Below are 15,650 nucleotides of genomic sequence, written 5' to 3'. Positions count from 1 at the left end.
TCTTCACGTTTATAAAGTCCTCCTCACCTGTTTGATCCAAAATGGCATGACTTTTTGTTCGGCTTTGAGTGTGGTACTCATACCGTGACCTGGATAGATCGTGTAGTCTCCTTTGATCTGCATCGCTTTTTCCAGACTTTTGATCATGTCTTTACCGCTTGAGTTTGGAAAGTCCCATCGTCCGATGGATTGTTCAAAAATAAAGTCTCCGCTGAACCATACATCACCTATCTCGATCACCGAACAGCCCGGTGTATGGCCGGGAAAATGACGGAATCTGATCTTGATTCCTTCTAGTTCAAACTCTTCATCCCCATTAATGAGAACATCAGGGTGGCTTGGCGGCGTACCTTGGGAAAAGGGATCATTTGCAAGCATGAAGGCATCACCCTTTGGACAGTATATAGGAAGGTTAAGCACTTTTTTGACCTCTGCGTTGCTCCAAACATGGTCGAAATGCCCGTGTGTATTGAGGATCGCTACGGGATGAGTAATGTTATTGAGTACCCAATTGGTTGCACCGACACCCGGATCGATGATAAAGTCTTTTCCTTCTACTGTAACAATATAACAGTTGGTTTGGTAGGGCCCCATAGGTTGCATTTTGATTTGCATGTTATAATTCTCCTAATGAATACGCATGATAATAACTTTTATAACTTATTAGAAACTGCAATACGCAGTGATGATATAGTGCTCAAAGAGCATCTGGTCGCGCAATGTTTGGAGTATTGTAACCAAAATTCGGTTAGCATACCGCAGGATTTTGAACCGGTGATGTTTGAAACACCTTCGTATGCCTCCACGTGTACGATCGTAAATCCTCGGGATCTTCCTACCCGAAAGGAGTTTGATACTCCTGAAGGTTTGGCAACATTGGTCCATGCCATTACGCATATTGAGTACTCAGCGATCGATCTGGCACTGGATGCAGTCTATCATTTTCCACAAATGCCACTGGAATATAAAGTAGACTGGTTGATCGTAGCAGAAGATGAAATACGTCATTACAAGATGTTGATCGAACTGCTGGATATCTTGGGGTATCGTTACGGTGATTTTCCGGTACATTGCGGGCTTTTTGATGCTGCAGTACACACGGCACATGATTTGCTTGACCGCATGGCGGTTGTCCCTCGATACTATGAGGCAAGCGGACTTGATGTGAATCCACAGATCATCAAAAAGCTTGAGAACAAACGTAAAAATCCGCTTGTTGCAAAACTTATCGATGCATTGAATATCATCTATGATGAAGAGATCGATCATGTACATAAAGGAGATAAGTGGTTTAAGTATCTTTGTGCACAGCAGGGGTTAGATGAATCTGTCTATTTTGAGATCCTAGAGCGTTATAAACTCTTGAGCAAACACCGTCCTCATATCAATGTGAATGCTAGAAAAGAAGCAGGATTTACCTGTAATGAGATCAAAAAACTGGGTGCAAAAACATGCGATTAGACCAAGCATATGAGTATCTGCTCTTTTCTCCCAAATGGTACCATCTGCCTTTCATCGTCTTGATGCTTCCATTCTCAATCATATACGGTGCTTTTATGTGGCTCAGGAGAGCTGTCTCTTCTCCAAAAGATTTTGGCATATCTATTGTGAGTGTTGGAAATTTGATCGTTGGAGGAAGCGGTAAAACGCCCTTTACCATATCATTGGCTTCAAGGTTGGATGATGTTACGATCATTTCACGTGGGTATGGTAGGAAAAGCAAAGGGTTGGTTGAAGTCAGCTGCAAAGGAAAGATACTGGCAAGTGTAGAGCAGAGCGGTGATGAACCTATGCTTATGGCGCTATCGCTTCCCAAAGCTTCAGTGATAGTGAGTGAAGACCGGCATCAGGCAATTCGAATGGCTAAAGAGAACGGCGCAAAGCTCATCATACTTGATGATGGTTTTAATCGTGTGGAGATCAAAAAGTTCGAGATCATTCTGGAACCGGAGAAGATAAAAAACGTTCTGCCGTTCCCTGCAGGGCCTTTTAGAGAGTTTTGGTTTACTAAATACTATGCGGATATGGTCGTAAAAGAAGGCAGGGATTTTACCAGAGTTGTAGAGATAGATGAACCGCAGTCAAAAATGCTGCTGGTGACTGCGATTGCAAATCCACAAAGACTTGACAAGTATCTACCTAAAGAGGTAGTGCAAAAAGTCTATCTGAAAGATCACGATTATTTTGATGAAGGCGAGATCAGAAAAGTAATGGATGATTGTGGCGCTGATTCGATCTTATGTACTTCTAAAGACAGGGTTAAAATGGAAGGATTTGATCTGCCTATCTCCGAGCTAAAACTCAAACTAAACATAGAAGATGATATAATTAAAAAAATTCAATCATATATTCAATCAAGTCTATAAAAGTCAGTGTCTGCAGTAATGATCGATAGAGCTCCATCAAGAGTGATACAGATGCGAGAGCCTACTGCTGAAGCATGTTCTTGAAGACTTGTTCAAAAGGATTCTAGTCAATGAGAGACAATCTACAAGTAGTAAAAACACTCCATGAAGCACTGCCTTATATTAAACGTTTTGCTAATGAAAAGATCGTAATAAAATATGGTGGAGCAGCACAGACAAGCCCTGAGCTCAAAGAGCAATTTGCACGTGATATCGTACTGTTGCATTTAGTAGGTATGAAGCCTATCATCGTGCACGGTGGTGGACCGAGTATTAATAGACTTTTGGCTGATTTGAATATTGGTACGACATTTGTGGATGGACAGCGTGTTACGACAAGAGAAGTCATGCGTATCGTGGAGATGGTGCTTAGCGGTGAAGTCAACAAAGAGATCGTTTCACTGCTTGACAACCACGGAACCAAAGCGATCGGTATCTCGGGGAAAGATGGTGGGTTCCTTAAAGGTATTCCAAAAGATTTTGAGAATTTCGGTTATACGGGAAGAATTGAACATATCAATCCTGAGATTGTGAATAATATCATTGAAGACGGTGCCGTTCCTGTTATTGCCCCTATCGCAGGAAGTGATACTATCGGGCACCCAGGGTTTAATATCAATGCTGATTTGGCAGCAAGTAAGATCGCTGTAGCCCTCAAAGCAAGAAAAGTACTTTTCCTTACGGATACTCCGGGGGTATTGGATAAGAATATGGAGCTTATCACAAACCTTGATATTGACAAGACAGAAGCCCTCAAGCAAGACGGTACGATACAAGGAGGTATGGTACCGAAAGTAGATGCTTGTATCGAAGCACTTCGCGGGGGTGTCAAAAAAGCACATATTATTGATGGACGTGTAGAACACTCTTTACTTTTAGAGATACTTACAAGTTCCGGAATCGGTACCTGTATTGAATTGTGATATACTAAAATCTCACAATAGAAATCATAAATTTTTAAAATAGAAGTAATATCTCTGATGATATTACTTCTCTGAACCTATAGCAATAAGCAGGGGAAATACTATCAGTTCTACCTTCCTTAGCAAAGATTAGCTATAATACTGGAACTCATAAATATAGGAAATATTTGATGCAATTTATCGAAACACGTGGTAATGATGGACAAAAGCCTGTTTCAGTCTCTTTTTCTGAAGCAATATTAAGTCCAAGTGCAAGTTTTGGAGGACTTTATGTACCAAAGTCACTTCCAAGTCTTGATCAGGCATATCTAGAATCTCATCTAGAGAGCCACTACAAAACATTAGCGATCGATTTTTTAGAAAAATTCGGTATTGATATAGATAGAGAGGTGCTCAAAGAAGCACTAAAAAGATATGATGCATTTGATGACCCTTCAAATCCTGTACCGCTTACACAGGTTGAAGAGGACTGTTTTGTCTCTGAACTTTATCATGGCCCTACACGTGCTTTTAAAGATATGGCACTTCAGCCTTTTGGATATGTACTTTCTAGGCTGGCACAGGAAAAAAATGAAAACTATCTGATCATGGCTGCTACAAGCGGTGATACGGGACCGGCAACTTTGGAAACTTTTAAAAACCAAAAAAATGTAAAAGTTGCTTGTCTTTATCCTGATGGCGGTACTTCAGATGTACAGAGACTGCAAATGGTCACTGAAGATGGTGAAAATCTCAAAGTGATCGGAGTTAAAGGAAACTTTGATGATACTCAGAACACACTCAAAGAGTTACTTGCTTCTGAAGACTTTAAAGCAGAGCTAAAAGCACATAATATCAAACTTTCTGCAGCAAACTCAGTGAACTTTGGGCGTATTATCTTCCAGATCATTTACCATATTCACTCGTATCTTGAGTTGGTACGTAAAAAAGCGATTACAATGGGTGAGAAGATCTATCTTGTGGTTCCAAGCGGTAACTTCGGGAATGCCCTTGGTGCTTACTATGCGAAGAAGGCAGGTCTCCCTATTGAAAAGATCTTGATCTCTTCCAATATAAATAATATTCTGACTGATTGGATCAATAAAGGTGAGTATGATCTCACTATAAGAACATTGGTTCAGACAGAGTCTCCTGCAATGGATATTTTGAAAAGCTCCAACGTAGAACGTATCATGTATGACAAATTCGGTCCTGAACGTACTAAAGAGTTGATGGATGAATTAGCAAGCAATGGTAAATATAAGTTGACAGACGATGAGGTTGCAGCAATACAGGAAGATTTTTCTGCTTCATTCTCTGATGATGCAGAGTGTGAAAATGTGATTGGTGTTTATGCAAACAAAGGTTACATTATGGACCCTCATACGGCTACATGTATGAAAGCCTACCAGACACTTAGAGAGAAGCCGTTAAAAACAGTAGTATACTCAACTGCAGAGTGGACAAAATTCTCTCCGGCTGTATCTAAGGCACTTGGAAAAGAGGTGAAGGGTGATATCGCAGCACTCAAAGAAGTAAGTGAGTCTGCCAATGTGAATGTTCCTGATATGATCAATGCACTCTTTGATAAACCTATTAAACATACTGTAGTAGTAGATAAGGAAAACATCAAGGGAGAGATGCTGAGCTTCTTATAGTTCAGTAGATAATGATGACAAAGTTACTACACTCACTAATTATCATGAGCACCATAGCTTCGGCAGAAGGAGTGATAGAGTGTAGGGTAGTGACTGAGGGATTTCAAGAGTGTAATCCCTACAGTACTAAGTATCTTTATGCAAAAGAGATCGAATATGAGAAAGATCGTAAAAAGCTCATCAATGTAAAATCCCTTCCTGTCAATGAAGAAAAAGCTGTTCTCAGAGTAATTTCTGTAGAGGAAACCGCAGCACCCTATAAACTTTCCAAAGAGTCTTTACGTTTTAAAGGAAGTGCAAGTAGCACATTTGAACAACCACTCGATATAGTCGGTGAAGTAAGTGTAGAGAAAGATAAAGAACCCACTGAAAAAAGAGCTCTTATGTCTAAAGAAGATCTCGAAAAATATATTGGTGAGCTGCAAAAATATGAAAAAGAACTTCAAGAGAATAAAGAAAAAGAGATAGGAATCTACCGGGTTACATCAGGTGATGCCTTAAGCCGTATCGCGAAAAAATTCAAGATGAAAACTGCAGAGCTTAGAAAGTTTAACAAGCTCGAAAAAGGTGCACTCTTACGTATAGGACAGAAGTTGATCCTGCCATATTCGCAAGATATGGTTGATGCTATTACCAGCGCTAGATATAAAGTAAAACAAGGTGACAGCTTAATATCTATCGCGAAAAAGTTTGACCTTCAGCCTGAAGACTTAATTAGCTTCAATAAATTAAAAAAGAATACATTGCTTAGGATTGGAAAGGTATTAGACCTTCCTTTACCGCACAAACTGGCAGAATTGGCAAAACAGAAAAACTACAGTAGATATGGTAACCGTAGTCTGAGAGTTACTGCAACTGCTTATACCTCACATGCAAAACAGACAGATACCACACCATTTCTGGCTGCTTGGAACAACCGTCTGATTCCCGGAATGAAAATCATTGCAGTCTCAAGAGACCTGCTTTCTCTCTATGGAATGCGTAATGGGACAAAAGTACGGATCGCAGGTCTTCCGGGTATCTACCGTGTACGTGACAAGATGAATAAACGCTATAAAAGACGTATCGATATCTATATGGGAGTAGATCGTAAAAGAGCGTTACGCTGGGGTAGGAGAAGCGTACAGATCTACTGGGATTAAAGCAAGGGTAGGGAGTTATGCCTCCTAATAATCTACGAATTTTCCTGAAGCTCTTCATAGATCTCAAGAATTTCAAGGTATCTGTCACTCTTTTCTTCGTATTCTTTTTCCACTTCGGCAAGTTCTTCAGAGATAACAGTCAGTCCTTTTTCCTGGTAGCATGCCGGGTTTTGTAAACAGTTGTTCAACTCATCTATCTTTGCTTCCAATGCTTCAATCTGGGCTGGAAGTTTGTCAAAATCCTGCTGCTGTTTGTAACTAAGCTTTGTCTGCTTTTTTACCTTTGGATTTTCTTCTTCTTTTTTAGCTGCAAAATTTGCAGTCTCTTGTTCTAAGTCACCCAGCTCTTTGATCTCTTTTTCAATACTAAGATACTCTGTATAACTTTGATAAGATTCCTCTACCAGCCCGTTACCTTTAAAGATAAAGAGCTTAGAAGCGATCTTGTCTATGAAGTACCTGTCATGCGAAACAAAAAGGATTGCTCCAGGGAAGTTGATCAGTTTCTCTTCAAGGATATTGATTGTTTGGATATCCAGGTCATTGGTAGGTTCATCTAGAATGAGACAATCTACTTTCTTGGTAAGAAGAAGAGCAAGTGCTACACGGTTTTTCTCTCCCCCGCTTAGAACGCCGACCTTTTTATCTAAGAACTCTTTAGGAAAGAGGAAACTTTTGAGATAACCATAGACATGCATATTCTTTCCCTGAACTTCAACTCTATCACCACCATCAGGACAGAATGTCTCTATCAGTGTCTTCTCATCATTGAGCATCTCTCTGTGCTGATCAAAATACCCGACAGAGAAATCCCCTTGTTTGATAATACCGCTGTCAGGTTTAATACGACCTAACATTAGTTTAAGCAGAGTGGATTTACCTGCACCGTTGATTCCGACAATAGCGATCTTGTCTTTTTGCAAGATACGTGTAGTGAAATCCTCAATCAGTTTCTTTCCCGGTACACTGTAGTGAAGATGTTCGATTTCAAAGAGCATCTTTTTACGTGACACACCTTCTTCACGGTTGAAGTGTTTTTTCTCCCGTTCCAGTTCGATCATCATCTTTCGTATCAACGTCGGGTTTGTTTTTGCTTCTTCACGTAGTTCAAAGACACGTTTTTTACGTCCTTGGTTACGTTTCTCTCTAGCTCTTACACCTTTCGCCAGCCATGCTTCTTCTTGTTTAAGCAGACGCAGGAGATTTTCATGGCTTTTCTGCATAGATTTCATACGTGCTTCTTTTTGTTCCAGATAACGCATGTACCCACCGTTATAAGAGACAAGCATTTGGTTGTCCACTTCTACAACACGCGTAGCCACCGTATCAATAAAATGTCTGTCGTGTGAGATAAAGAGCAGAGTGAACTTCTCTTTGAGCAGCATATCTTCCAGAAATTCCACCATATAGACATCAAGGTGGTTCGTCGGTTCATCCAGCAACAGCACGTCAGGCTTTTTGAGAATCAGTCCAGCAAGAGCAACACGACGCTGTTCCCCACCTGAAAGCGTGATAGCCGGTCTGTCTTCATACTCTTTGAGTTGGAATTCCTGTAGAACTCGTTCGACCTTGTCATCAAGATTCCAGGCATTATGATGGTCGATATAGTTGCTGAGTTTTTCATGTTCTTTAAGCAGTTCGGTATTATCAAAGTCTGTAGCCAGTTTGGAACTGATCTCATCGTAGTTTTTTTTGGCTTCTTTGAGTTCGGTAAGTTCATTCTCTATAGCTTGACGGACACTAAGCCCAGGTTCAAATTTCGGGTGTTGCTGCAGCATCTCTATCTGTACAGACTTGTCGATCACCCTTTTACCTTCGGTTGGTTCTTCACTTCCGATAATGATCTTCATTAAAGTTGACTTTCCACAACCATTCTGTCCAATGATCGTAACTCTCTCCCCTTCATTCAAATGGAAGTCAACATCATCAAGCAGAAGTTTGACATCATATTGTTTTTTGATATGAAAAAGGTCGATCAGTGCCATGGTAAATCCTAAAAATATGAGTTGTGGAATTATATCAATAAAAGGGTACATCTATCCATAGATGGTACACACAATGGACAATAAAAATGTAAGATTTTGGAAAATACTTTCAAATCCTAGCCTTGCTAAGATGAAGTAAGGATTTTATATAAGATTGCTTTTTATTGTCCACCCTACGGGCATTAACATCTGTTCCTTATGCGTTGTTACTCACTTTAGAATTAGCTTGGGCTACTCCTTCAAGTGAGTGCCTAGCCTAAGAAAAAACTGATAAAGTTGTGAGTATCATCTATGGATAGAGGTACCCTTAAGCCTTGATTAGGTATATTCCAGACAATTATTAAAAAGGATAGGTATGTTAGAGACAGTTATAGGACTCTATTCACTGTACACTTTTTTGAGAGTCTATATCTCAGTAATGCAGATTGGGTACATCAACCAAGAGAAGTGTAAAGCACCCGTATTGATGAGTGCAGAGAAATATTTTACTGCGGGCAGTTATGCTGTGGCTAAAGAGAGACTCTCATTAATAGAAACTTTTGTAGACTATTTGATGTTTCTGTGGTGGGTTTTGGCAGGCTTTACATGGTTATCCGGCATGGTACAGGTTGAAAGTGTATTGTTGAATGCTGTTCTCTTTTTGTTTGGTTTTATTGCAATCAACTATATCGTAGGGTTGCCGTTTGAACTCTATCAGACATTTAAAATCGATGAAGCGTACGGGTTCAATAAGATGACACCGGGACTATTTATAAACGATATGATCAAGTCAGTTTTGATGTTCATTATCTTTGGAGGAGCACTGTTTACATTGTTGGCATGGATTATTTCAAACTTTACTATGTGGTGGTTATGGGGATTTGTTCTGATCTTTGCAGTAGCTGTCCTTGTCAATGTGCTTTATCCTACAGTTATCGCTCCGATATTTAACAAGTTTGAACCGATCGAAGAGGGTGAGCTTAAAGAGGAGATCACCAAGCTGATGGAGCAGGTCGGATTGAAGAGTGACGGGATCTTTACAATGGATGCCAGTAAACGTGATAGCCGGTTGAATGCTTATTTTGGAGGATTGGGAAAGAGCAAGCGTGTTGTACTCTTTGATACACTTTTGGCAAAGCTCAACACGAAAGAACTCCTTGCTGTACTGGGACATGAGCTTGGACACTTCTCGCATGGGGATATATGGAAAAACATAGGCTTAATGGGCTTGTTGCTCTTTATTGCGTTTTATCTTTTTGGACATTTGCCCGAAGCCCTCTTTTTAGAGATGGGAGTGATGCAGCATGCAGGTGTACAGATAGCGATGTTATTATTGTTACTGCCTTTGGTAAGCTTTATCTTTACACCGTTTATGAGTTATGTAAGCCGTCATAATGAATATGCTGCAGATGAATTTGGCTCTCAGATGGGAGGTAAAGAAAACCTGGTCTCTGCATTGCTTAAACTTATAACAGAAAACAAGGCTTTTCCTAAGTCACACCCTTTGGTGATTTTCTTTTATTATACGCATCCACCGGTTCTTGAAAGACTCAAAGAGCTTGGATATGATGCTACCGGTGTGGTAGTAGGTGAAGAGAGTGAAGTACCTAAAGACGGGATATTTACTTTTATCGGTGATGAAAACTGTAAATAAACAATTTAACAGAGTGCTTGCAATATAAAGTAAAGGCACAATCTAAGAAGAGAAAGGAAGTTACTTGACTATATCTCAAGCACTGAAGTGGGCTAAAAATGAGCTAATGGAAGCATGTGAAAGACCTCTTTTTGAAGCAGAACTTCTGTTAGCCTATCATTTAGAGAAAGAGCGTCTGTATCTCCATATGTATATTGATGAAGAGATAGCGGATATAGAAAGGTATAAAGCATTGGTAGAACGGCGGGCCAAGCATGAACCCTATGAGTATATCGTCGGTAAAGCAAGTTTTTATGATATTGAACTTGAGGTGGAACCTGGCGTACTGATCCCACGTCCTGAAACAGAGATACTTATTGAGAAAGTGGCACAGATCATCGAACAAGATGGGATCACCCTCATGGCAGAGATAGGGATAGGCAGCGGTGCGATCGCAGTGGTACTGGCTAGAAAGTTCCCGCAGCTTCATATTATCGCGACAGATATCTGTGACACACCGCTTAAAGTAGCGGGTAAGAATATTCAGAAGTTTGGTTTGCAAGACCAGGTTGAACTGAGAAAATCCAATCTGATTGATGAAGTACCAGAAGCATTGGAACTTGTGGTCTCCAATCCTCCTTATATTGCTGAAGATTTTATCCTGGAGTCCAATGTCGTAGACTATGAACCTAAGGAAGCACTCTTTGGCGGCAGAGTAGGTGATGAGCTTCTCAAACAGATCATTACGGATATTTCCCGCCGTGGTATCAGATACCTTGCCTGTGAAATGGGGTATGATCAAAAAGCACCTATAGAAGCCTTTGTTAAAGATTTTGAGATAGAATTTATTGAGTTCTATCAAGACCTTGCAGGTTTTGATAGGGGATTTGTGATCAAGTTTAAAGGATAAAAATGAGCAAATATTTTAGAATGGCAACAATGGCATATTTGGTATTGCTTGGTGTAATGCTGGGTGCAGGTCTTTTTGCAGGTGTTGTAGTAGCTCCAGTGACGTTCAATACCGTTTCATGGTTAGGGAGTGAAGTGCTCACCCACTATCAGGAAGGTCAGATCATGACAGAGAACTTTGTACGCCTTTCCTATCTTGTTAACTTTGTGGTAGTTGCCGTAATTCTATATGAGGGGTATAAATATAAAAAGTTTGAGAGAGACTGGATCACACAGGCAGCTACTTTCTTTGTGGTAGCTACGGGAATGCTGTTTGCCCACTATTATCTGCCTGATATTATTACGATGCAGCAGGCAGGAGAGACTGCAACACAGAGTCAAACTTTTATCAATACACACAAGGGTAGTGAACTTAACTTCAAATTATTTTCTTTGGCACTGTTGGTTTTGATGATTCGTAATATGCAAAAGGCATGTAAGTGAGTCAAGAGTCTATTGAACATCCTTTTAAGCCTATTGTTTTTAAAGACACAGAGATTTTGATACTTGGATCATTTCCAAGTATCCAATCATTTGAGAATAACTTTTATTATGGTCATCCCCGTAATCAGTTTTGGAAGATTATGGAAGCGTTAACCGGTTATCCTATCAATAACCGGGACCAGAAAATATGGTTGCTTAAAGTGGCAAAAGTCGGACTTTGGGATATGATCGCTTCTTGTCAGAGGAATAATTCATTGGATAGTTCTCTGGAGGATGAAGAGGTCAACGATATAGAAGGACTCTTAGAAAAATATCCAAAGATAAAAAAGATCTGTTTTACAGGCAAGAAAGCAGAGGCACTTTATAAAAAACATTTTTCTCACTTATCTATAGAGACTTGCTACCTACCATCACCATCACCGGCTTATGCAGCTATGGATTTTGAGCAAAAAGTAGTACAATATCGTCAGAACTTAGGATGTCAACAAGGATTATAAGTGGCGGTATGGGCGATAGGCGACCTGCAGGGTTGTTATGATGCTTTTCAAAGATTACTAGATAAGATAAAATTTGATCCTGCAAATGACAAACTTTGGTTGGTAGGTGATCTGGTCAACAGAGGTGAAGACTCTTTAGCGACTTTAGAGTATGTGTACAGTATCCGTGACCGTGTCGAATTGGTACTCGGCAACCATGATATATCACTTATCGCAGCCTATTACGGCGTGAGAAAGCGTAACAAATATATCGATCCTATCCTGGATTCACCACATGTAGAAAAGTACATCCATTGGTTACGACATCAGAAATTCTTACATATTGACTATCAGTTAGGTTACTGTATGGCACATGCCGGGATCTCTCCGGAGTTTGATCTGGGTATGGCGATACGTTATGCCAAACAGATCGAAGACCGGCTTCAATCAGGTGACTCTGAAGTAAAAGTATGGCTGAAGAAGATGTTTCATCATACCTATGATCGTTTTGATCGTAAAGCAAGCATTGATGATATAGAACGTTATATTTTGAGTACGTTTACACAGATGCGTTTTTGCTATAAAGATCACAGGCTTGATTTTGATCAAAAGGGCCCACCTACAGATAAAAAGCTTGAAGAGAAAGGGATGAAGCCATGGTTCCATGTGCTTGATAGAAAATCTGTAGATCTAAAGATTGTTTTTGGCCATTGGTCAGCATTGGGGTTTTATAATGATGCAAATGTTCTGGCATTGGATACAGGATGTGTTTGGAATGGACAGCTGACAGCGGCAAGATTGGATAGTGAGAGTCCTGAAGTTGTTTCAGTTGAATGTCATTCTACTCAACCATCAAATATGTTACTGCTTCAAAGTCCCGATCATATCTAAATGGCTTTATACTATTTTTTTAAAAGTTTTTGACAATACATGTTACTGATAAGATAAGAGGGATTATAAAGTTTAAAATTAGTTTCATTTTTCTAGCTTTTCTTAATTTTATTTATTATTATTTATAAAGGTATTGTTTTTAGAGGAAGTAGGGGGATAATTTATAGTATGAAAAAAAGGGTTTTTATTCAAAGATTAGTCTTTCTATGCCTTTTCTGTGTATCTTTTCTTTATTCCGAAGTGATTAATATTGATCAAAGCGGAATATCTCTACTGAAATATAGTGATGTTTATATTGATCAAGATGATAAAACTCTCTCTCAAATAATAGATCAAGACCTCTTTCAGCCATATCATGAGGATTATATTACTACTGGTGTAAGTAAGAAAAAGGTTTGGATCAAATTTGATTTTGCTAATCAAACAGAGTTTGTTCAAGAAAAAATCCTACTCTTTGGTACCCCTTTTATCGAACATATCCATTTATACCGTGAAAGTCTTTTCTCTAAGCCGGATGTACAGGGACAGGCACATCCCCGTGATGACCATAGGACAGAATTACACTATTATAAGATACGACTTGAGCCGCATACTACAAAAACGTATTATGCTACAGTGTTCTCTGACTATACCTATCTCAATTTCAAGGTTACCCTGGAAGATGAAGTCACTTATCATGAACAGGATCAGGAAAAACAGTTTACAGACATATTTTTGGTTGGGTTTATTTTTGCCTTGATGATCTATAGTTTTTTGATCTCTTTTTACATTAAAGACAAGAGTTATTTTTTCTATGGACTCTATCTCATTCCATTACTCTCTTATCAACTGAAATATGTAGGACTTACACAGATTTATTTACCTAAAGAACTGATTATTCTTGACCTCAAAGCAACCATTATAAGAGGTTATTTGCTTATGATAACGAATGCTCTGTTTGCAATGCATTTTTTGGATATTAAGCGTTATAAGAAGCTTTATGGGACATTTATCATTTATATTGTCACTGCTACGATATCAATGATGATATTTCATGAGCCGGATGCTATTGGTTATCGACTTTCGTCTTTATTTGCACTTTTTTTACTTATTTTTAATTTAAGTGTTGCAGTCTATGTCTATACAAAAGGGTCTAAACAGGCAAGACTTTACATTACCGGTTTTTTTATCGTGTTCCTTTCTTATATCGGAGTGATATCTGATTCATTGGGACTAAGTACACTTTTTGTTGAACATAACAATCTATTTCTTATTGCAGCTTCGTTTGAGGCTATTGTACTTTCTCTTGCTTTTGCTGATCGTTATATGATTTTACAGCAAGAGAAAGAAAAAGTGAATAGACTTTTGCTTGCAGAGTCACAAATGCGAGAAGATCGAGTTAAAGCTGAGGTTGAAGAGAAAACGAAACAACTGAGTGAAGCACTTAAGACCAAAGAATTACTGCTTCAGGAGGTTCACCATAGAGTGAAAAATAATCTTCAGATCCTTTTTTCCCTCATTAAATTACAAAAAGAAAGTATTCAGAATAATGATCATCAATCTATTCTCAATGATATTGGAAATAGAGTGAATGCGATTGCTAAAAGTTATGAAATGCTGACGTTAGATGAACATTTAGATCAGATTGATATGAAACTCTATATGGAGTCATTGGCCCATAATCTGTATCAAAGTTTTATAAGTAAAGGTAAGAATATAGCTATAGATATTGATGTTGATGTGACTCTTTCTATCAAAGAAGCAGTGTATATCGGTCTTGTTGCAAATGAGATTATCACCAATTCACACAAGTATGCATTTGATGAAGGAGGAGGTAAAATCTTTATTACATTTCATCAGAATAATGGCAGGTATAGACTCGTCATTGAAGATAATGGTAAAGGTTTTGATCTGAAAAGTGAAATGAGCTCTCTCGGGTTAAAGCTGATCAATATTTTAGTCCTTGATCAGCTGCAAGGAGAGTTATCGATTGATACTCAAGGCAGAACAAGATACGAGATCACATTTACTCTGCCACAATATGACCAACAAATTTAGCCATATTATCCAATATCTTACCACCTTTTCTAAATCCTAGTCCACATGCTTCATAAGCATAGAAGACTCCGGCTTGATAACTGAATCCTTGTGAATCCGTTGGGAGTTCTGTATAGGCTTGATAGAGCATTTTATGATTTTCATAATCGCTAGGTATATTCTCAAGTTCCTTACCCTGTTCATCAATGATAGTGACACCGCCGCCTTCTCTGCCAAAGACCGGTTTGCTTACCTGTTTTTGTCCTTCTAACGGCTCAAAAGAGCTTTCAAGCAATAAAGGATGATTAGGATAGAGATCCCATAACACTTTTAAAATACCTTTAGATTGAAAGAGCAGGGTATAAGCCGGGTTAAAGATGATCGCTTTTTGATTTTTGATAATATCTGTAAGGATCATTGCTAGATCTGATTCTTCAAGAGCAATATCTTCCCATGGGATAAGCTTGAACCACAGTTCATAGTTCTCTCCCTCAAAAAAGATCCCTTCTTCTTCTGAGAACTCTACTTCATCAATATAGGCAAACTCAGTCACATATCCTGCTTCATTGGCGATGTGTTGAAGAAGTTTGACGGTATTTTCTTCCTCCGCGTTGCCTTTGACCGAGGTAAAGAGAAACTTCCATCCATCATATTTTTCATAAAAAGACTCTACACTCTCTTCAAGTGTGACAAGTCTTTGAAAGTTTTCTACAAGTGCTTCATACAGGCCGTTGAATTGACTGGTCTCTTCAAGGCCATTTTTTTTGAGGATAGCCCATTGGATAATAGCAGTTTCAAAAAGTGCGGTCGGAGTGTCTGCATTGAACTCAAGAAGTTTGATCGGTTTTCCATCAATCCCACCAGCAAGATCAAAACGTCCGTAAAGATGCCAATGTACATCATTTTCCCAAGACTCTTTTATTATTTCAACCAGGTTGAAAGGAATACCGATTTCATGAAAAAGATTGTTGTCAATGACGTATTGAGCTGCTTCGATGAACATTTCATAAAGCATATTGCCTGCTTCATAGTATGCTTCAGCCTCAATTGGATTGATGACAACCAGTTCATCTGAGATATAACTGCTCTTGTCACTGTCTGTATGCCAGACAAAGCCAAGTGATTCAAGGTTAACAGTATCAAGAGGGACTGTTTTATGTAGTTTCATGCT

Annotated in this window: 14 protein-coding genes; 11 read left to right on the top strand and 3 right to left on the bottom strand. The window is 39.0% G+C overall.

Annotated elements, in window-relative coordinates:
- Positions 1-9: 9 nt before the first annotated feature.
- On the bottom strand, positions 10-615 hold the full coding sequence (locus PGH07_RS07575) for an MBL fold metallo-hydrolase (RefSeq protein ID WP_289413779.1): 606 nt from the start codon (positions 613-615) through the stop codon (positions 10-12).
- A gap of 15 nt (positions 616-630) precedes the next feature.
- On the opposite strand from PGH07_RS07575, the gene PGH07_RS07570 reads away from it, so the two are divergent.
- The 5 genes from PGH07_RS07570 (at position 631) to PGH07_RS07550 (ending at position 6,107) form a co-directional block, all read left to right on the top strand.
- Positions 631-1,461, top strand: a complete 831-nt coding sequence (locus tag PGH07_RS07570) for a ferritin-like domain-containing protein (RefSeq protein WP_289413778.1) — start codon at positions 631-633, stop codon at positions 1,459-1,461.
- Positions 1,452-2,366, top strand: a complete 915-nt coding sequence (locus PGH07_RS07565) for a tetraacyldisaccharide 4'-kinase (RefSeq protein WP_289413777.1) — start codon at positions 1,452-1,454, stop codon at positions 2,364-2,366. Before PGH07_RS07570 ends, PGH07_RS07565 begins: the two co-directional genes overlap by 10 nt.
- Before the next feature lie 110 nt (positions 2,367-2,476).
- Positions 2,477-3,328, top strand: coding sequence for an acetylglutamate kinase (gene argB, locus PGH07_RS07560; RefSeq protein WP_289413776.1), 852 nt, complete (start codon positions 2,477-2,479; stop codon positions 3,326-3,328).
- A 170-nt stretch (positions 3,329-3,498) separates the two neighbouring features.
- The gene (gene thrC / locus PGH07_RS07555) at positions 3,499-4,965 is read left to right on the top strand and encodes a threonine synthase (RefSeq protein ID WP_289413775.1); all 1,467 of its coding nucleotides are present in this window, start codon (positions 3,499-3,501) and stop codon (positions 4,963-4,965) included.
- A gap of 14 nt (positions 4,966-4,979) precedes the next feature.
- A complete protein-coding gene (locus PGH07_RS07550) occupies positions 4,980-6,107 on the top strand; it encodes a LysM peptidoglycan-binding domain-containing protein (RefSeq protein WP_289413774.1) in 1,128 nt (375 codons plus the stop codon).
- A gap of 32 nt (positions 6,108-6,139) precedes the next feature.
- On the opposite strand, the gene abc-f is transcribed toward PGH07_RS07550, so the two are convergent.
- On the bottom strand, positions 6,140-8,092 hold the full coding sequence (gene abc-f, locus PGH07_RS07545) for a ribosomal protection-like ABC-F family protein (RefSeq protein ID WP_289413773.1): 1,953 nt from the start codon (positions 8,090-8,092) through the stop codon (positions 6,140-6,142).
- 355 nt (positions 8,093-8,447) lie between these two features.
- Between abc-f and PGH07_RS07540 the strand changes: the two genes are divergently transcribed.
- From PGH07_RS07540 to PGH07_RS07515, 6 genes are all read left to right on the top strand, one after another.
- Positions 8,448-9,725: a M48 family metallopeptidase gene (locus PGH07_RS07540; RefSeq protein ID WP_289413772.1), complete on the top strand. Its 1,278-nt coding sequence runs from the start codon at positions 8,448-8,450 to the stop codon at positions 9,723-9,725.
- A 64-nt stretch (positions 9,726-9,789) separates the two neighbouring features.
- Positions 9,790-10,614, top strand: coding sequence for a peptide chain release factor N(5)-glutamine methyltransferase (gene prmC / locus PGH07_RS07535; RefSeq protein WP_289413770.1), 825 nt, complete (start codon positions 9,790-9,792; stop codon positions 10,612-10,614).
- Positions 10,615-10,616: 2 nt separating this feature from the next.
- Positions 10,617-11,096, top strand: a complete 480-nt coding sequence (locus PGH07_RS07530; RefSeq protein ID WP_289413768.1) for a DUF4149 domain-containing protein — start codon at positions 10,617-10,619, stop codon at positions 11,094-11,096.
- Positions 11,093-11,593, top strand: coding sequence for a DNA-deoxyinosine glycosylase (locus tag PGH07_RS07525; RefSeq protein WP_289413766.1), 501 nt, complete (start codon positions 11,093-11,095; stop codon positions 11,591-11,593). Before PGH07_RS07530 ends, PGH07_RS07525 begins: the two co-directional genes overlap by 4 nt.
- Positions 11,594-12,463 carry a symmetrical bis(5'-nucleosyl)-tetraphosphatase gene (locus PGH07_RS07520; protein ID WP_289413764.1) on the top strand — a complete coding sequence of 290 codons (870 nt, stop codon included), beginning with the start codon at positions 11,594-11,596 and terminating at the stop codon, positions 12,461-12,463.
- A gap of 168 nt (positions 12,464-12,631) precedes the next feature.
- A complete protein-coding gene (locus tag PGH07_RS07515) occupies positions 12,632-14,500 on the top strand; it encodes a 7TM diverse intracellular signaling domain-containing protein (protein ID WP_289413763.1) in 1,869 nt (622 codons plus the stop codon).
- On the opposite strand, the gene PGH07_RS07510 is transcribed toward PGH07_RS07515, so the two are convergent.
- Positions 14,469-15,647 carry a glutathionylspermidine synthase family protein gene (locus PGH07_RS07510; RefSeq protein ID WP_289413761.1) on the bottom strand — a complete coding sequence of 393 codons (1,179 nt, stop codon included), beginning with the start codon at positions 15,645-15,647 and terminating at the stop codon, positions 14,469-14,471. The two genes, PGH07_RS07515 and PGH07_RS07510, sit on opposite strands and share 32 nt — an antisense overlap.
- Between the last annotated feature and the right edge of the window lie 3 nt (positions 15,648-15,650).

Source organism: Sulfurovum zhangzhouensis, from assembly GCF_030347965.1.
Lineage (GTDB): Bacteria > Campylobacterota > Campylobacteria > Campylobacterales > Sulfurovaceae > Sulfurovum > Sulfurovum zhangzhouensis.
This window is presented reverse-complemented; position numbering and strand designations above follow the sequence as displayed.